General features: G+C 52.8%; 16 protein-coding genes. 6 read left to right on the top strand and 10 right to left on the bottom strand.

What is annotated here, in order from left to right; genetic code table 11:
• Positions 1-44 precede the first annotated feature (44 nt).
• The 6 genes from CEK60_RS14685 to doeA all read right to left on the bottom strand — a co-directional run bounded on the left by CEK60_RS14685 (position 45) and on the right by doeA (position 6,518).
• Complete coding sequence (locus tag CEK60_RS14685; protein ID WP_232471389.1) at positions 45-1,028, bottom strand: C45 family autoproteolytic acyltransferase/hydolase; 984 nt, start codon at positions 1,026-1,028, stop codon at positions 45-47.
• A 56-nt stretch (positions 1,029-1,084) separates the two neighbouring features.
• Positions 1,085-2,557, bottom strand: coding sequence for a biotin carboxylase (locus CEK60_RS14690; RefSeq protein ID WP_089039663.1), 1,473 nt, complete (start codon positions 2,555-2,557; stop codon positions 1,085-1,087).
• Positions 2,558-2,711: 154 nt separating this feature from the next.
• Positions 2,712-3,581: a carbon-nitrogen hydrolase family protein gene (locus tag CEK60_RS14695; RefSeq protein WP_089039664.1), complete on the bottom strand. Its 870-nt coding sequence runs from the start codon at positions 3,579-3,581 to the stop codon at positions 2,712-2,714.
• A gap of 193 nt (positions 3,582-3,774) precedes the next feature.
• Positions 3,775-4,251 (bottom strand): Lrp/AsnC family transcriptional regulator, encoded by a 477-nt coding sequence (locus CEK60_RS14700; protein WP_089039665.1) that lies wholly within the window; start codon positions 4,249-4,251, stop codon positions 3,775-3,777.
• Positions 4,252-4,259: 8 nt separating this feature from the next.
• Positions 4,260-5,291, bottom strand: a complete 1,032-nt coding sequence (doeB, locus tag CEK60_RS14705; protein WP_089039666.1) for a N(2)-acetyl-L-2,4-diaminobutanoate deacetylase DoeB — start codon at positions 5,289-5,291, stop codon at positions 4,260-4,262.
• Positions 5,292-5,318: 27 nt separating this feature from the next.
• The gene (gene doeA, locus CEK60_RS14710) at positions 5,319-6,518 is read right to left on the bottom strand and encodes an ectoine hydrolase DoeA (RefSeq protein ID WP_089039667.1); all 1,200 of its coding nucleotides are present in this window, start codon (positions 6,516-6,518) and stop codon (positions 5,319-5,321) included.
• A gap of 222 nt (positions 6,519-6,740) precedes the next feature.
• On the opposite strand from doeA, the gene CEK60_RS14715 reads away from it, so the two are divergent.
• From CEK60_RS14715 to CEK60_RS14735, 5 genes are all read left to right on the top strand, one after another.
• The gene (locus CEK60_RS14715; protein ID WP_089039668.1) at positions 6,741-7,676 is read left to right on the top strand and encodes a 2-hydroxyacid dehydrogenase; all 936 of its coding nucleotides are present in this window, start codon (positions 6,741-6,743) and stop codon (positions 7,674-7,676) included.
• Positions 7,677-7,764: 88 nt separating this feature from the next.
• The gene (locus CEK60_RS14720) at positions 7,765-8,499 is read left to right on the top strand and encodes a hypothetical protein (RefSeq protein ID WP_089039669.1); all 735 of its coding nucleotides are present in this window, start codon (positions 7,765-7,767) and stop codon (positions 8,497-8,499) included.
• Positions 8,500-9,432 (top strand): lysine exporter LysO family protein, encoded by a 933-nt coding sequence (locus CEK60_RS14725; RefSeq protein WP_089039670.1) that lies wholly within the window; start codon positions 8,500-8,502, stop codon positions 9,430-9,432.
• A gap of 79 nt (positions 9,433-9,511) precedes the next feature.
• On the top strand, positions 9,512-10,741 hold the full coding sequence (locus tag CEK60_RS14730) for a nucleoside recognition domain-containing protein (protein WP_089039671.1): 1,230 nt from the start codon (positions 9,512-9,514) through the stop codon (positions 10,739-10,741).
• Between the two features lie 118 nt (positions 10,742-10,859).
• Positions 10,860-12,092 carry a DUF3422 domain-containing protein gene (locus CEK60_RS14735; protein ID WP_089039672.1) on the top strand — a complete coding sequence of 411 codons (1,233 nt, stop codon included), beginning with the start codon at positions 10,860-10,862 and terminating at the stop codon, positions 12,090-12,092.
• An 11-nt stretch (positions 12,093-12,103) separates the two neighbouring features.
• Here CEK60_RS14735 and CEK60_RS14740 read toward each other — a convergent pair whose 3' ends face one another.
• From CEK60_RS14740 to CEK60_RS14750, 3 genes are all read right to left on the bottom strand, one after another.
• Entirely contained in the window at positions 12,104-13,111 is a 1,008-nt protein-coding gene (locus CEK60_RS14740; protein WP_089039673.1) for a type I asparaginase, read from the bottom strand.
• Positions 13,112-13,150: 39 nt separating this feature from the next.
• Positions 13,151-14,614 carry an alanine/glycine:cation symporter family protein gene (locus CEK60_RS14745; protein WP_089039674.1) on the bottom strand — a complete coding sequence of 488 codons (1,464 nt, stop codon included), beginning with the start codon at positions 14,612-14,614 and terminating at the stop codon, positions 13,151-13,153.
• A 185-nt stretch (positions 14,615-14,799) separates the two neighbouring features.
• Positions 14,800-15,015 (bottom strand): DUF2798 domain-containing protein, encoded by a 216-nt coding sequence (locus CEK60_RS14750; protein WP_089039675.1) that lies wholly within the window; start codon positions 15,013-15,015, stop codon positions 14,800-14,802.
• 100 nt (positions 15,016-15,115) lie between these two features.
• Here CEK60_RS14750 and CEK60_RS14755 point away from each other — a divergent pair, with 100 nt between their 5' ends.
• Positions 15,116-16,018, top strand: coding sequence for a LysR family transcriptional regulator (locus CEK60_RS14755; protein WP_089039676.1), 903 nt, complete (start codon positions 15,116-15,118; stop codon positions 16,016-16,018).
• Between the two features lie 87 nt (positions 16,019-16,105).
• On the opposite strand, the gene CEK60_RS14760 is transcribed toward CEK60_RS14755, so the two are convergent.
• Entirely contained in the window at positions 16,106-18,289 is a 2,184-nt protein-coding gene (locus CEK60_RS14760; protein ID WP_089039677.1) for an OsmC domain/YcaO domain-containing protein, read from the bottom strand.
• Between the last annotated feature and the right edge of the window lie 27 nt (positions 18,290-18,316).

An 18,316-nucleotide genomic window follows, 5' to 3' on the forward strand; every position in this document is an offset into this window, starting at 1 on the left:
GGTATTTATCTGGACAAGACACTTGCCTCAGCAACAGTACTAAATCAGCCGGACAGCCCGCGGGAGCCATAGCGCACGGTAATTTGCTCTTCTGGAAACACATCGAAGTTCAAATCTAATACTCTACCGGGCCAGCGAAACTGGGTAAGCCTTTCCTTGGTGCGATATACCGCGGTATACACTGTGCCCAGGCCACGCCGATAGTCATGGCGAAACAAAGGGGGAGCGGAAAAAGCCGAAATTAGTCGCTCTTCAGTGGTGGCGTCATCGTCCACCAGAATCGAGAGCTGACGCTCGCGAATCAAGGTTTCGGAGGCCAGCGCATGGGCATACCATTCGATTTTCTTTTGATGATTGGTAGCCACCGCCACCCGCCGAATGCTGGCGCGGCGATCCGGTGCAATCATCGCCGTGACATAACGCCCTGAAGCATCTGCCACGGTAATGTTGTAGGCCATATGGGTAGGCACTCTCGCAAGTACCGCAGCAGCTTCGGGCACGGTATCGCAAAATTCGAGAATGTAGCGAAGAATAACCGGCGCACCAAAGCCATCCCCCACCACCTTGCGCCCACCAAAGGCCAGAGAAACAGCAAGCCCAGAATCGTTCATCCCGTCTAGCACGCCCCACAGGCAATCAGACATGGCGATAACACGGCGTTGATTCCAGCGGGTGTAGAGAATGGAGCCCTCGCACAACTCCGGTGGGTAATCATAGTTGCGTGCCAGCACAGTTGACGTCGGCCTTGCTAGTACCGCCTGTGAGCAACCGGTAATATACGGCGGCGGACGATACAAACTCAGTAGCCGTGACGAAAGATCCCCTCCACCGGCTACTTCACACAGCGTGCGGTAAGTCGCCAGCAATTCGGGCATGTGCTTGCGTAAGGCGTTATGACACTCCAGATAAGAGGGACGCTCACGCTCACCTTCGGCCAGATACCAGGGCTCATAGGCAGGCCAGTGGTAATGGAACAACGACTGCCATTTTGGCCCCGCCACCTCTTCATGCACGGTGCGAAACGTCAAGGCTTTGTCCAGCTCCACACCAGGCGCTCGGCCTGCAACAAAGTTGCTGTCCATGATTAAAGAATTTTGAAGTTGCCACCGCCGATAGCATGGCTGACGGCAACTTCCTCCACCACTGGGTCTTGCAACGCCTGTCCGGTGTACTGACCACGGATGCCGTCTATCCAAGCCTTGGCACGCTCATTCAGTTGGAAGTCATCATCCATTAGCCGCCCCCGGGTGATCAAAATACCCAGGTCGGCCCCTTCATACCGGAAGTCTCCTGCGCCACTAATGCGCAGAAAAAAGGCTTCATGCTCGTTCTCTGCCGCGTGGGGGTGATAGCTATAATGATCATAAGCAATTTCGCCCTGAGCATTCATGCGCCATACGCCGGTAGTAGGCGCTTCCGTTAACAGGTCAACGCTTTCATCGGTATGCTTGATAACCAGCTGGCTCCAGCTGTCGACACTTTCAGGGTGCGCCCAACGCTCATTGATATCATTGATGTCCAGGTCAAAATCGACATCCGAAAATTCAAGCAGGTGAAACAGGAACAGTGGAATATCAGAATGAGCAAAAGCCGCCACATTCGTCAGAGAGCTTGCTCCTGTCACACGGGGGTTAAGTTCACCCAGATACACTTCATGGGTATCCATATCAATCAGGAAATCGAGTTCAAAATAGCCTCGATAACCCTCTTCGCGCAGTGCCTCACCAAACTTAAAGGTGTACTCGCGCGCTAAATCACGCACTTCCTGACTAAAGGCGCCGGCGAACATTTCGTTGCCACACCAACCGCCCTTATAAGGAGTCAAGGACTTGAAGCCTACAAGCTCTGTCATCAACGGGCCAACGACCGTACCGCAACGCGTGGCACAAGCTTCTATCGCCGAGCCGCGACAGTTGATGCGCTTCATGATCTTGACCTCGGGTTCGGCTTCGATCTCTTCAGCATGCTTGTAATAGTCTTCTTCACTGGCAATAAAGAAGGTGGTATGACCAGAATCGCCAAACGCGGTCTGTACCACTAAATCGTTACCGAGCGACTCGCTGACCTCTAGAAGCTCCTGATAACTGCCTACCCTGGCCAGCACGTTGGGCACGCTGGGCACGCCCGCTTTATTGCCGATACGCACCGTCTCAATTTTATTATCCATCCGCTTGCGCAGTTCGGCGGGAGGGAAGGCAACCCGCAGGCCCAACTGCTCACAAATTTCTTCGGTGTGCTCATCGAACATTAAAAACGCTGCCACCCCAGCGCTTTCGCCATTGGCTCGTGATTGAATGAAATCAATGACTTCTTTGTGCTCAAGCAGATAGTTATTAATATCTTCAATGCTCTCGAAGTCGCGGGGAAACTTCTGTTTAGGCACGAAGACATTGCGCTGCTTGCCTTCAAAGCAGTCAATATAGTTAATGTGACGGAAGCTACCTACCCAATCACCGATACCCAGAAGATTGAAGTTCGTCGCAGAAATAAAGTAAACCGGCTCTTTATTGTTTAGAAAATATCTACGGACATCTGCAATGGACGTTATTTTATTCATTGTTTTCGCTCCTTGTATGACACGTACTGAAGGCCGTGTTGAACTAGTGCTGCCTAGGAGTTTCGCTAAATATCGCGATATTCGCCTAAATTGATCATCCAGCTTGGCGCGAAATCCATTCTTCTTGTGATGATGGGTCAAGCCACATAGGCTCCTAAAAAATGTCTTGGTCGGTACGTACAGGTTTAGCAAGTGGTCCTAAGGTGTCAAGGAAAGGGGAAGATCCGTTTTCGCTACGGTATAGCGAAAAATCGACTTCACGGTCACGGAAACTTTTCAGTGGCTGGCCCAAACCGCGCAACCCTGTTTCGCGCTCGCGGCGGACGCGGTTGAGGTCAATTTCGATGGGTATGACTTCTTCACCAATACCCGCTTGATGGATCACGTCGCCAGAGGGACCAACGACGATAGAGCGGCCATTCCCCAACGCGCCAGCGCCATTGATATCGAAGAAGTAACACTGGTTGATCGCCGCATTGGTGCGGGCAATTGACAGCTCAATATCTCGGTCAATGGTATCCGTCATCGTGGGGTGGAGAATGACTTCGGCCCCCATTGAAGCCAGGGTACGAGTCGTTTCGGGAAACCACATGTCATAACAAATAGAAACGCCAAAGCGGCCTATCGTTGGCACATCGAAGACCACAAATTCACTGCCGCCCTCGACGCCAGCTTCGTAAGGTCGGAACGGAAACATCTTACGATAACGCGTTACAACTTGGCCCAGAGGGTTAATCACTACCAAGGTATTGTAAGTATGCTCGCCGACTTGCTCGAACATTGATCCCGGAATTAACCAGATGCGGTGTTGCGCAGCCAATTGGCAAAAAAATGCTTCGGTATCGCTGGGCAACGTTTGAGCGTGGAGCGGTGAAGCTCCCATCGGCATTAATTCGCTGAACAGCACCATTTGAACCTGAGGAAAACGATTCATTAGCGCATCGATCTGATGGCGCATAGCCTCGGTATTGTCGCCATGGTGCAGGGCATGCATTTGAACACCGGCAATGGTGAAATATGACATTAGCTTCTCTCTGCGTCAGGCGATCTGACTGTTTCCGCTTAGCAAATTAACTTCTATGGATGTCTTTCACTAAGCTAGTGGTGAGTGGCATTAATTTTCATGTTAAGCCAATGAAACGCTGAAATAGCGTTGATCAAATACCTGGATAAATTGTTAAATTCGATTTAGATAGATCGATTTACATAGACCAACATTACAAAAAGTCGTTTGATCCAATACCTGGTTCGGTCCGCTTAACCGATTTGGTCACGATATAGGTGAAATAACGCTCTATTCCCACGTCCGAGACCAACCAACTATCGATCAAGCGTTGATAACTGTCGATGGAAAACACTTCAAACTTCACCAGATAATCCACACCGCCACCTACCGCCACGCACTCTGTGGCGTCTGGCGTTTGCATGACTAATGCTTCAAAGCGGGAAAAGCTTTCAGCATTGTGCTGTTTGAGCTCGATCTGCACCCATACGGCGTTGCGCGGCACTAATACATCGGCATTAATGCGCGCAGTATATCCTTCGATAACGCCCGCATTTTCCAGACGTTTAACTCGCTCCCAGCAGGGACTCACCGAGAGGTTGATGGCTTCCGCCAGCTTCGACTTAGTGATTCGTCCATCCCGAGAGAGAATATCGAGAATTTTTAAATCATAACGATCCAATTTCATCATGCGGGTTGTCACGCCTCCAGGCGTTCAACAACATCGGCAATCACCGCCAGGGTGTCCCCCATATTGATTAACGATGGCGCACGGCGAGCCATTAAGATGCCGTCACGTTCCGCTTTGTAAGCCACAGGAGCGGTACCGCTGCGGGTCATATCGTAAACATAGGCAATGGTTTGGCCTTTTTTCACCTCATCACCCAACGCCACTAGCAGCTCTAACACCCCAGAATGCTGGCTTTGCACGTAACAGCTGGCATCTGGCATATCGAGGTACATTTGCCCACCCTCGGGCATTTCTACTGTGCCTTGCACCAAACCGTAATGGATCAAAAAATTGCGCACACCGCGCTCAGCAATCGCAATGCTTTGCGGCGTGGACGTACCGCCGCCGCCAAGCTCAGTGGCCACAAACACTTTGCCCTGGCGCTCACAGGCCGTATCGAACAGTTTTTCTGCATCTAGCTCAAACATCACCATCGCATAGGGAGCGCCGAACGCTTTAGCGCCTTCCAACGCCGCCTGCTGTTGGGACTTATCGTCTAAAACGTGAGAAGCGCCGAACGGCAAAATATCCAGCGTACGGCCACCAGAGTGCAAATCGAGCACTACATCGCTAATAGGAACCAGCGCGCGGGTAAAATAATCAGCGATTTGCGACGTTACGGTGCCGTTTGGGTCCCCTGGAAAACTACGATTCAAGTTGCCTTTATCCATCGGCGACGTGCGCTTTCCAGCCATGACTGCTGGCGTGTTCATACACGGTACGATAATGACTCGCCCGCTCACCTCTTCCGCTTTCAACGTGGAAGAAAGCTTCAACAACGACGTTATGCCTTCGTATTCATCGCCATGATTCCCACCCGTTAATAACGCCGTGGGGCCTTCGCCATTTTTAACCACGGTAATAGGTATCATTACCGCGCCCCAGGCAGACTCATCGGTGGAAATCGGCAGTTTTAAAAAGCCGTGCTGTACGCCATCGGCGTCGAAATCAACGGTGGCGGAAATAGGGCTAGGCCGCAGTTGGTTCGGTTGAAGCGTCATTGTATGTCCCTTGTATTGTATAGACAGCTACTTAACAAACAGCTGGCGCGGAAAATTGGCCAGGGTTTCACAGCCATTTTCAGTAATCAGAATGCTTTCGGTAATTTCCAGTCCCCAGTCTTCTACCCAGAGGCCAGGCATGAAGTGAAATGTCATTCCGGGCTGAAGAATAGTTTCGTCAGAGGGGCGCAAGCTCATCGTGCGCTCGCCCCAGTCCGGCGGGTACGAGATACCAATCGGATAACCACAGCGCGCGCCGCCACGGTCAAAACCGTATTTATCCATCGCCGCACCCAGCGCCATGGCAATATCCGCCGTACGATTGCCCGGCTTAGCCACGGCCAAGCCACTCTCAATGCCTTCCAACAAAGCAGATTCAGCACGAATAAAGTCGGTTGGCGGCGTACCTAAAAATACGGTGCGCGACATAGGCGCATGGTAGCGCTTGAAGACACCAGCAATTTCGAAGAACGTGCCTTCACCTTTACGAAATGGCGTGTCGTCCCAAGTAAGGTGCGGCGCAGCAGCGTCTTTACCGGTTGGCAACATCGGCACAATGGCGGGGTAATCGCCGCCAAACACTTTGCCATTCTCGTCAATAAATCCTTCGATGCCGACGCGGTAAATTTCCGACACCAGCTTACTTTTGGGCAGCCCGGGCTCAATAACCTCCAAAATGCGCGTGTGCATCCCTTCAACAATTTTTGCCGCCACACGCATATAAGCTATTTCTTGCGGCGACTTAATCGCTCGGCACCAATTCACAAGTGCGTTGGCATCCATAAAGCGCGCATGAGGAAGCTCACGCAAAAGGCTTTGATAGGCTTTAGCAGAGAAGTAGTAGTTATCCATCTCCATGCCCACCACACCGGTATGCCAGCCCCGGTCGGGCATGATCGATTGGGCAAGATACTCCATTGGATGCATATCCGGATTTTGAACATAGTAATCCGGATAGTAGGTAATATTATCGGGGTCTATCCAGCAGGTGCGCAGCGCGCCGTTGGCATCCATACGGCGGCCAAACCATACAGGTTCGCCTTCAAGGCCCACCAATACGCATTGATGAACATAAAATGACCAGCCGTCGTAGCCAGTCAACCACGCCATATTGGAAGGATCACTGACGATCAGAACGTCAATACCACGGCCCGCCATCTCTGCGCGCACTTTCCAAAGCCGATTAGCGTACTCTTCACGTGTGAAGGGCAGGGAAACCTCAGTCATCGGGCAACTCGCCATCAAAGATCACTAAGAACCAGCGCTATCTATTGTAAGTTAGGCACGCTGGGCCACAGGATCGACCTGGCCACCCCCGCAGTAGGCCTGCCAATGTCGTCTTAGGGCGATACTAGCACCGACCCTTGGTTGCCGGTCAAAGCCTTTATGACAAAAATTGTGGTAAGCCGTGGTAGCGTAACCATAGTTAACATGTAGTCAGGAGGAAAAATGAAAGTAGTCATCCATATTGATGATTCAGCCCAATGGCAAGCCGCACTTGAAAAAGCGTTGCCCCAGGCCACTGTATTGACAAGTGACGCACCTGAAGATGAACGCAAAAACGCCGACTACCTTGCCGTTTGGAAAGCCCCTGAGCATTTACTGCAGGAACAAGACCAGCTCAAAGGCATTATCAACCTGGGTGCGGGTGTTGATTACTTACTGAAAACACCCGGCCTTCCAAGCGATGTTCCTATCGTGAAATTACGTGATGCTGGCATGGGCGAACTCATGGCTGATTACGTGCTATATGGCGTACTGCACTTCTACCGCAGCATGGATCGCTACGCCACTCAGCAGCAGAGCGCTACTTGGAAGCCCCAAGCCGTGCCTGAAAAAACACAGTGGCCAGTTGGAGTATTAGGCCTTGGCGCAATCGGCAGTTACGTAGCCACTCACTTGTCGCAAGCAGGGTTCCCCGTACTTGGCTGGAGCCGTTCACCTAAACAGATTAGCGGCGTACGCTGCCTGCATGGCGATGAAGGGCTTGATGAACTGCTTGGCCAAGTGCAGAGCTTAGTCACTATTTTGCCAGATACCGCGGCTACGGAAGGTATTCTTAACGCCGAACGGCTAGCGAAATTACCCGAAGGTGCCAGTGTTATTAACCCCGGTCGCGGCAGCCTAATCGATGAACAGGCGTTGCTCGCTGCGCTCGGTGAAACGAATAAGCCAGGACATCTGCGTGGTGCCCTGCTAGACGTTTTCTGTGAAGAGCCTCTTCCAACCAGCCACCCCCTTTGGCAGCATCCAAGCGTGGTAGTAACGCCTCATATGGCAGCGCCTACACCACTTAATGACGCCATTGATCAAGTCATTGCGTATATTAAGGCATTTGAAGCGGGTGAATCGTTAGCAACGATTAGCCCAGCAGCAGGCTACTGACGCTTAGCCATACGCACGCTATACTGCACGGGGAACCAAGCGCTAGCTAAAGGCTCTTAGGAAAACACTCGAGAAGGAGGAAGGGCCTTTGCGTTATGTTACAAGAGGCATCAGACACCCTAAGTCTGCGAGCGCAATGTTGGGCGCTTGCCTGTTTTCCCTGTGCGGCTTAGCAACAGCAGATACTCCACAAGGTGAGCAAACTCTGCAGGCCCCACACCCCTTCCAGGCCCAATACCGTTTAGAAATACGCGGCTGGCCCGGCGCAACCATTACCCATACGCTCAGCAATGAGGGGCTCCACTGGCTAAGCAATATGAATTTTGCTGTCGCGATTGCCCGAGGTGAGGAGCGTAGCCGCTTTTCGATAGACGATACCTCGACTCGCTCTTTGCTCTATAACAGCAGTTATTCGCTACTGGGTGTCGGCGACAGTTACCAGCTCAACGAAAGTGATATTAGCTCGCTTGATCGTCAGGCCGCTCTATTCGACCTTTCCCGACGAGCAGGTCATGAAGGCTGCATGGTAAGCACTCCCTGTGATATCGAGTTTGTTGATCACCGCGGACGTGACGAACACTTCCAGTACTATGTCGATCAACAGAATATCAACGAGCCCAACACCATTACCGTTCCCGCCGGTGAGTTCGAAGCCACACGCGTCACGCTGATTGATAAAGAAAAGCCCGACCGATACCTACACATTAGCTTCCACCCAGATTGGCCAGGACTAATCCTCTCGGCAGAATATCGAAAAGAGGGGCGTCGTCAGACGTATCTCACCATGACTCAATTCAACCCCGCAGGGGGAAACGCACCTTAAATGCTTTCTGGATTACTGATTGTTTTATTGCCTCTCTTGTTAGGCTACTTAGTACGCGTTCGCTCTACCCGCTTGCTGAACCTCATCAACCGAGCCGTTAATGGCTCGGTTTATTTGATTCTATTATTGATGGGGGTAAGTCTTGCGGGCCTTGAAAACCTGGGCAGCCAGCTTTCAAGGTTAGGCGGTAACGCGCTGCTGCTGTTTAGCATTACTACCGTGCTCAACTTGGGTGCACTGTGGTGGCTATCACGCCAAGTGGCGTTGAAAGCCGGTAATTCACCAGTGGTGAAGAACGCCCCTACTAGCAAACTGGCGGCTATGCAGGGTTCACTCATGTTGGTAGGTGTGGTGGCCGCTGGCGTGGCATTTGGTTTGCTAATTGGCCCGATGATTGGGGAAACGCTGTTTACCACCGCCGACTGGCTGGCAGAGTGGGTGCTGTACGCACTATTGATGCTGATTGGCTGCCAGCTACGCAATTCCGGCATGCCACTTAAACAAATTTTGCTGAATCGCCTGGGGCTTGCCATCGCGGTTACCCTTGCGCTGAGCTCGCTGCTGGCTGGCTTGTTAGCCGCCCCGCTTCTCTCGCTTAGTTGGAATGAAGGCTTAGCCATGGCATCTGGCTTTGGCTGGTATTCGCTTTCGGCTATTTTGATTGGCGACCAACTTGGCCCGTTAATGGGCGGCGTGGCGTTTTTCAACGACCTTACGCGCGAACTGCTGGCCTTTATTCTGATTCCGCTCGTTATCCACCGCCACGCCGCGCTAGCCATTGGCTATGGCGGCGCTACCTCTATGGACTTCACCCTGCCGGTGATCCAGCAGCACGGCGGCGTGGCCTGTGTCCCTATTGCCGTGGTCAGCGGATTTATCCTGTCACTACTCTCTCCACCACTGATTCTGTTTTTTCTTTCGCTTTCGGGTTAGCGATTGCAGGTAATCATTGGGTAGGATAAGCAGCGTTATAAAAATACAACTGCCTCACTGCCCAGGATGCCTGCCCACCATGCTAAACGGAATTTGGTTAAGCTTTTTCATTGCTGCGTTTGCAGCCTCGTTGTGGCAGTGGTTAGTTGGTGGCGATAGCGAGGTTTTTGCTCGCTTAGTGCAGTCGCTGTTCGATATGGCAAGCGTCAGCGTGGATATTATTTTAGTGCTACTAGGCACGATGACGCTTTGGCTGGGCTTTCTTTCGATTGCCGAAAAGGCCGGCATGATTCGCTTACTAGGCCGCGTGCTTGACCCACTGTTTTCCCGCCTAATGCCAGAAGTGCCCCAGGGCCACCCTGCCATGGGGCTAATTAGCATGAACTTTGCGGCTAACATTCTAGGCTTAGATAACGCTGCCACACCGATTGGCATTAAAGCCATGCAATCGCTGCAGAGTCTCAACCCGAGCCGCGATACCGCCAGCAACGCACAAATTCTGTTTTTAGTGCTCAACACATCATCACTGACGCTGCTACCTGTCACGATCTTCATTTATCGTGCTCAGCAAGGCGCGGCTGAGCCCACCCTGGTCTTTCTGCCGATTCTGCTGGCTACCAGCGCCTCCAGCCTGGCAGGGCTACTCGCGGTTGCACTCGTACAGCGCTTAAAACTTTGGCAACCCGTGGTGCTGGCTTATTTGGTCGCTGCAGCGCTTGCCCTGGGGTTATTAATTACCACGCTGGCAGGCATGTCGGCCCAAGCATTGGCGGCTGCTTCAACACTGGTGGGTAACCTAACGTTATTCACTATTGTCATGATGTTTTTAGTGGTTGGCGCACTGCGTGGTGTCAGGGTGTATGACGCCTTTATTGAAGGGGCAAAAGAAGGTGTCAGCTTTACCGTCACCCTGCTGCCGTATCTTATTGCCATGCTGGTGGCGGTTGGCGTACTGCGTGCCAGCGGCGTTCTGGACGCAGGGCTAAGTGGCATCCGTTGGTTAGTGGAAGGGGTTGGCTGGGACACTCGCTTCGTCGATGCGCTGCCTACCGCCTTTGTAAAGCCCCTTTCTGGTAGCGGCTCGCGGGCCATGATGATCGAGACGATGAACACCTTCGGTGTCGACAGCTTTCCTGGCCTGCTAGCCGCTACCCTGCAAGGCAGCACCGAAACGACCTTCTACGTGCTAGCGGTCTATTTTGGCGCGGTCGGCGTTACCCGTATTCGCCATGGCCTGGGCTGCGCGCTCATCGCCGACGCCGCGGGCATCATCACTGCCATTGCCGTCTGCTACTGGTTCTTTGGCTAACGCCGCTTGGCAACTAGGTTAGCCATCAAGCTGGCTATTCGTAACAACATTCGCCACAACGCTCTTAACAACACTCTTTACAACACTTGTAACAACAATAGATCAGGTAATTTGCTTCATGCATGCTCAACACACGGCATTACATAACGAGCTTCACGCGCGGCCTCCCATCTATTTTGAGGGGCCTGCTTGTCTTCATCACTACGCTTTTACGCTTGAAGGCGATGACGTTACTAGGTTGCTTAATCGCCTAGCAGAGCTGACAGAGGTCACTGTCACGCCCGATCAGGTGCAACAAATAGTCAGTTGCCAGGGTTGCTTAGTAAAGTGGGAGCGGCACACCGAATTTTTTACGCTGACCATTAAGCACGACAACAACAGCAACCCTCGCATATGGCCAACACCACCTACTTTTTTAGCCCGTTTACTTGCGGATGTTGCCGATAAAATAATCAGTGCCAGCGTCTTGCGCGTGGAAACGGCCAATCGATGGGCAGGTAGCGTGGAGGCCTATGGATTAGATCAGCCAGCGGGCTCAAAGGTAGGCGGCGGAGATGCCACGGTTTGGAGCGACTTCAACCTGGATGATCAGCAAAGAAACCGATTGCTAATGGTTAACGATAATCTGGATAGCTATCGACTGGGCAGGATGGCGAGACGCTTATTTGATATTGAGACTTACCGCATAATGGCGATGCTGGCGCTACCGGAAGCCAAAGCACTCAGCAGTGAGCTACAACACTATGAAACGGAACTGTCTGCGCTCTCTCATCAACACGCCGAACAGCACACCTCGCCTGCCGAACCGTTGCTCAACGCCTTAACACTGCTCTCGGCAAAACTCGAACGCTGCGGTGTACAAACACGCCAACGCTTTAGCGCGACCGATGCCTATGCCAGCATCGTGTTGGCACGCATCAATGAGCTGCGTGAGGAGCGTATCGGTAATTATCCTCGGCTTGGCATGTTTATTTTGCGACGATTTGAACCGGCCGTGCGCTACTGCGACGCCATGAATCGCCGCGTAGAAACGCTGGCCACCAGCGCCACACGCTTAAACGACTTGTTGCGTACCCGCACCCAGGTCGAAATCGAGAGGCAAAACTACAAAATTTTGCAGAGCTTAGATGCCCGCGCGAGCAGCCAGCTAAAAATCCAAAAGGCCGTTGAAGGTCTCTCGATCATCGTCATCAGCTACTACATTTTCAGCTTAATGAAACTGGGGCTGGAAAGCTTAAGAGCGCTAGGTGTCGATATCGAACCCAATGTTGCCGCTTCCGTCATAGCGCCACTGAGTGCGCTTATTATCGCGATCTTAACGTGGCGAATTTGGAAGGTTAAAAAGCACTAGAGGGTAAGATGTTAGCTGCACTCGCCTCGTAGTGAGCCGCTAAGTGCCCTGCGCAGTGCAGGGCCGCTCATCCCACGACCTAGCAGCACCGTGAGCTTTGCAACGGCGGCTTCTAGGGTGATATCGCCTCCCGCAATCACACCGGCTTGGTTCAGCGCCGCGCCGGTGGCGTAGGCACCCTGTACGACTTCCCCTTGGGCGCACTGAGTCACGTTAAGCAGTGCGACCCCTCGTTCATTTGCAGCCGTTAACGCCGTTAACAGCTCGCCTTCAAAACTAGGCGGGTTGCCCACGCCGTAGCTATGCAGAATCAAGCCTTTTAAGCGTTCATCGGCCAGCAGCGCCTTGGCGCGGCGCAGCGACATACCAGGATAGAGTGGCAATATCGCAACCGCCTCATCATCCACCTCAATGGGGGCAAAGTCAGGCCGTCCACTCAGCAACGCAGAAGGCTGAGGGTAAGATATGGCAATGCCAAGCTCGGCAAGCCAAGGAAAATTGGGAGAGTCAAAGGCATCTAAGCCCTGAGTGCGTACCTTGCGCGCACGATTACCGCGCAGAAGTCGATCGTGAAAGACCAGACTCACTTCACAAGGTGTCGCGGAGTGAGCCACCAGTTGCAGTGCACTGACGAGATTATTCAGTGCATCGCTACGGGGCTCCCCCAAAGGAATTTGAGCGCCGGTGAAGATCACCGGCTTGTTGAGCGCGCCGAGCATAAACGACAATGCAGCGGCGCTATACGCCATGGTGTCGGTACCGTGTAGCACCACAAACCCATCGTATGCTTGCCAGTGGCTTTCTAACTGTGCCACTAAACGGTTCCAGGCGTCGGGCATTAGCTCAGCGCTATCAATCAGCGGCTGCATTTCTAGCACATCAAACGACGGCAACCTGTCGGCGGCCAGCGCCAAGTGTGCGGCTAAACGATCGGCCAGCCCCGCGCAAGGCACATACCCGTGTGGCGATGGTTGCATACCGATGGTACCGCCGGTGTAGAGCATGAGTACGCGGGACATAGTCTCTCCTAATCGAATAGCGTTAGTGCCTGTGAGGGCTTACTTAGCAGGCGCACTTGCCAGGCGCTGTTTTAGCGCTTCGGCCTCTTCAGGCTCCAGTTCCCACGCCTTGGGGTCTAGCTCAAGATCCGGGTGCTGGTTGGCATCGAAGATCGGCTGTTTAATGCCCTGGCGGCGCTGGCTATCGTAATCGTTAAGAATACGTAGGCCGCACTTGAACAACAGAATCAGCGCCACCAGGTTGACCACTGCCAATAGCCCCATGGTGACATCGGCAAAGCCGAACACAGTGCCAAGATCTGTGGTCGCGCCCCAGCACACCAGCAACACAATGGCGACACGGAAAGCGTTAAACAGATTCTGGTTATCGCGGCTAAAGAAGTTGAGGCTGTTCTCGCCTAGGTAGTAGTTGTACAAAATAGTACTGAACGCAAACAGCAGCAGCGCGAGGCTAACAAAGGTGCGACCCCATTCGCCTACATGGTCGGCTAGCGCCGCCTGGGTCAGGGCGATCCCTTCAACGCCAGCGCCAGCTGTCGGGTCGTACACACCGCTGAGCAGAATCAAAAACGCCGTGGCCGAGCAGATAATCACGGTATCGATAAACACCGAAAACGCCTGCACAATGCCTTGGTTGGCCGGGTGCGGTACGTAAGCAACCGCTGCCACATTAGGCGCACTGCCCAGACCCGCTTCGTTAGAAAACAGACCACGCTTCAAACCCATCATAATGGCCGCACCAATACCGCCACCAATCAGCGGTTCAAGGCCGAAAGCACTTTTTACGATTAGCGTGATAACGCCGGGAATTTCACCAATGTTCATGGCGATGACCAGCAGCGCAATGGCGATATAGCTGACCGCCATAAAAGGCACCAGAAACTCTGAGATGCGCGCAATACGTTTGATGCCACCAAAAATAATCAGCCCTACCAGCATGGCCAGGGCAATGCCACTGTAAAGCACCGGCACACCAAAGGCGTCGCCAAACGAGGTCGCTACCGCATAAGATTGCAGTGCGGTAAAGGCAAAACCAAAGGTTAACAGCAATAGCACCGAGTAAAACGCTGCCAGCCAACGCCACTGTTTACCTAACCCTTTAACAATGTAGTACGCCGGACCACCGCGATAAGTGCCATCGCCTTCCGCTTCTTTGTAGGTCTGCGCGAGGGTACATTCTAAAAAGCTAGTCGCCATACCCATCAGGCCCACCAGCCACATCCAGAAAATAGCCCCTGGGCCACCTAGCGTAATCGCGACCGCTACGCCGGCAATATTACCGCCACCTACGCGCCCTGCCACTGATAGGACAAGTGCCTGAAACGAACTTAAGTGGCCGTGTTTATTACGCTTAAAGGCCTGCCCCGACCCCAGGATGCGAAACATTTGGCCGAAATAACGAAACTGCACAAAGCGGGAAGCAACGGTAAAACCGATGCCAACGCCTACTAGCAGCACTAGCAGAACCTTTCCCCAGAGGAGCTCATTGAGCATATCAAGCATGTGATTTTCTCCGCGTTCTTGTATTAGCGTTATGTTGGAATTCGCGTCGTTTTATTTCGCGCTTCTTAAAACCGCGCCGCGGAGAACGTTTTACCAAGCATGGGGAAGAATTAAATTTGGCGCAGCGATGCAGTTGTGTGCACTCACTGCATCAGCGGGTGCACCAGAGTGCATCAGGCAAGCCGTCAGACTTTCTCGGCAATGCGGTGGGCTAATTTATGCATAAAGGGGCCACAGATAAACGCAATGATCCCAGCAGCTGGCCAAGCAAGCAGCCAAGCGTGCATCCAGATGCCAACAAAATCAGCATGAGTTCCGATATTCACGTACGTCACCCAGGCAGACATAATCAGCGATAGCGTAAACGACATGAGAATAGCGAAGATAATTCTGTGTTTCATGGCAGTACCTGTGAGTGATGTTTGAGTGCGGACAGATTAACAAACACCTATAACGGTAATATATGCCAATATATGAGAATCAATTTTACAGAATTGCAAAATGCAAAAACCCTCTCTTGATGACCTAAACATCTTTATCGTGGCCGCCAACCAACGCAGCCTCACAGCTACGGCGGCAACGCTGAAGATGACCATTGCCACCGTGTCGCGGCGCATAAGCGCACTGGAAGCCACACTAGGCGTAGAGTTGCTCCATCGCTCAACCAAGGGGTTAACGTTGACGCCTCAGGGTGAGTCCTACTTCCGCGAGTGTGAGGAGTTAGTACTCGCACTGGATCAGCGAATTTCAGACCTGGATCAAACACTGTATAGCCTAAGCGGGCCATTGAAGGTTATGGCACCTGTCAACCTGGGCAGCGGGCCACTGGATGCGTTTTGGCGTCACTTTATTGATCGCTACCCTGAGATCGCGCTGACGATCGAACTCGATAACAACGTGGTTGATATTCGCGACCACCAGGCTGATATTGCGCTTCGCTCTGGACCACAAAAAGATTCGACGCTGATCCAAAAACACCTGGGCTATATAGAACCGATTTTGGTGGCATCACCGACGATGAAACACCCTATTCCCAGCACGATAGAAGAGCTACAAGCATGCCCCAGCGTGGCAGCAAAAATGTTTAGCGATTGGCTGCTGTTCCATCAAGACGGTAGTCAGCACGCTTGTCACAAGAGCCATTTCCATATCAGTAACGATATGAATATTGTGCTGAACCTCACAACGTCGGGAGCAGGCGTCTCGTTGATGCCCGCCAGCATGGTGGCGAACAGCTTACAAGCGGGAGAGTTAATACAAGTGCTCCCTGAGTGGCGGGGACGTCACCGTGAGATCTTCTTGGTATGGCCCTACCGGCGCAGCCTTTCAGCGCGTTCAAAGGTGTTCCGCAGCGAGTTAATCGAATTTCTCAGCCGCCAATCTTGGTTCCACGCTGCTGATTAGACCGTCTGTTCGGGCAAAGTGGTGACCTGCTCTGCTGGCGCCGTAACACCAGCAAAACAGTTAACTAGCAGCGCGTTTGGGGAATGCTTAAATGTCCGCTTTCGCCGCCCGTGCCGCATGAAGCTTCTTATAGCTTTCGATCAAGCGCTGGTGGCGCTCCAGGCCTTCTAACTGCATGTTAGTCGGCGTTAGGCCGTGGAAGCGTACTTCGCCACTTACCGAACCCACAACAGCCGCCATGGTCGCTTCGCCGAACATGCGCTGGAAGTTATGCAGATAGTCTTCAAGCTCCAGTTCGCCATCCAGCACAATTTCCAGCACCGCGTTTACCGCTTGGTAGAACAGGCCGCGCTCAACGGTATTATCGTTGTACTGCAGGAACATCTGCACGCAGTCCAGCGCCTCTTCATGGCGTTGCAGCGCAAGGTAAACCAGCAGCTTCAGCTCTAGGATCGTTAGCTGCCCCCACACAGTGTTCTCATCAAACTCGATACCGATCAGCGTGATGATATCGGCGTGGTCATCCATCTGGCTCTCTTCCAGCCGCTCAACCAGATCGGTAAGCTGAGCGTCATCCAAGCGGTGCAGATTGAGAATATCTTCCCGGTAGTCCAACGCTTTATTGGTGTTATCCCAGATTAAATCTTCAATGGGGTACACCTCGGAGTAACCCGGTACCAGAATGCGACAGACGGGTGCGCCCAGGTCTTCGTGGACCGCCATGTACACTTCGGCCCCCAGCTCCTCAAAAATGCCAAACAGCGTCGCGGCCTCTTCCTCATTGCTGCCAGAGAAATCCCATTCGCTGAATTCAAAATCGGGCTTGGCACTAAAGAAGCGCCAGGAAACCACGCCCACCGAGTCGATAAAATGCTCAACGAAGTTGTTGGGTTCAGAAACGGTTTGCGAGTTAAACGTCGGCAGCGGCAGATCGTTCAACCCTTCGAAACTGCGCCCCTGCAGAAGCTCAGTTAGGCTGCGCTCCAGCGCCACTTCAAAGCTCGGGTGCGCGCCAAACGAAGCAAATACGCCGCCAGTACGCGGGTTCATTAGGGTGACGCACATCACCGGGAACTGCCCGCCCATAGAGGCATCTTTGACCAACACGGGAAAACCCTGGGCTTCCAGGGCGTTAATGCCTTCTACGATACTTGGATACTTGGCTAGCACGTCCTGCGGTACATCCGGCAGAGCTAACTCCTGCTCGAGGATTTCACGCTTCACCGCCCGCTCGAAAATTTCCGACAGGCACTGCACCTGGGCTTCTACCAGGGTATTGCCCGCGCTCATACCGTTACTCAGGAACAGGTTTTCGATCAGATTGGAGGGGAAGTAGACCGTCTCGTTATCGGACTGGCGCGCAAACGGCAGTGAGACAATGCCTCTATCTTCACGACCAGAGTTGGTATCGATCAGATGTGAGCCACACAGCTCGCCTTCAGGGTTATAAATATCGCGACAATGGTCGTCGAGAATTTCTGCGGGAAGTTCATCGTTTGGCCCCGGCTGAAACCACTTCTCATTGGGGTAGTGAACAAAATCGCTGTTGGCAATCTCTTCACCAAAGTACTGATCGTTATAGAAGAAGTTACAGCTTAAGCGCTCAATAAACTCGCCCAGCGCCGAACACAAGGCGCTCTCTTTGGTAGCCCCTTTGCCATTGGTGAAACACATCGGTGAGGCCGCATCGCGAATATGCAGTGACCAGACGTGGGGCACGATATTGCGCCAGGAGGCGATCTCTATCTTCATGCCCAGGTCAGCCAGCATCGCGCTCATATTGGCGATGGTTTGTTCTAATGGCAGATCTTTGCCTGGAATATAAGTAGCACTGCCCTCCGGCGCCCCCATCAGCAGCGCCTGGGCGTCCTCGTCGATGTTTTCTACCGTCTCGATCTGGAAATCAGGGCCGGTTTGAACCACTTTCTTAACCGTGCAGCGATCGATGGAGCGCAGAATGCCCTGGCGATCTTTTTCAGAAATATCTTCCGGCAACTCGACCTGGATTTTGAAGATCTGCTTATAGCGGTCTTCTGGGTCAACGATGTTGTTCTGTGACAGGCGAATATTTTCGGTAGGAATATCGCGGGCGTTGCAGTACACCTTTACAAAGTAGGCCGCACACATGGCAGACGACGCTAGAAAGTAGTCAAACGGCCCAGGTGCCGAGCCGTCGCCTTTGTAGCGAATCGGCTGGTCGGAGATAACCGTAAAATCGTCGAACTTGGCCTCTAAGCGGAGGTTGTCGAGATAGTTAACTTTGATTTCCATGAGCGGGCATCCGGATAGATAAATGTG

Origin of the sequence: Halomonas sp. N3-2A, assembly GCF_002216165.1 — a bacterium.
Classification (GTDB): Bacteria; Pseudomonadota; Gammaproteobacteria; order Pseudomonadales; family Halomonadaceae; genus Vreelandella.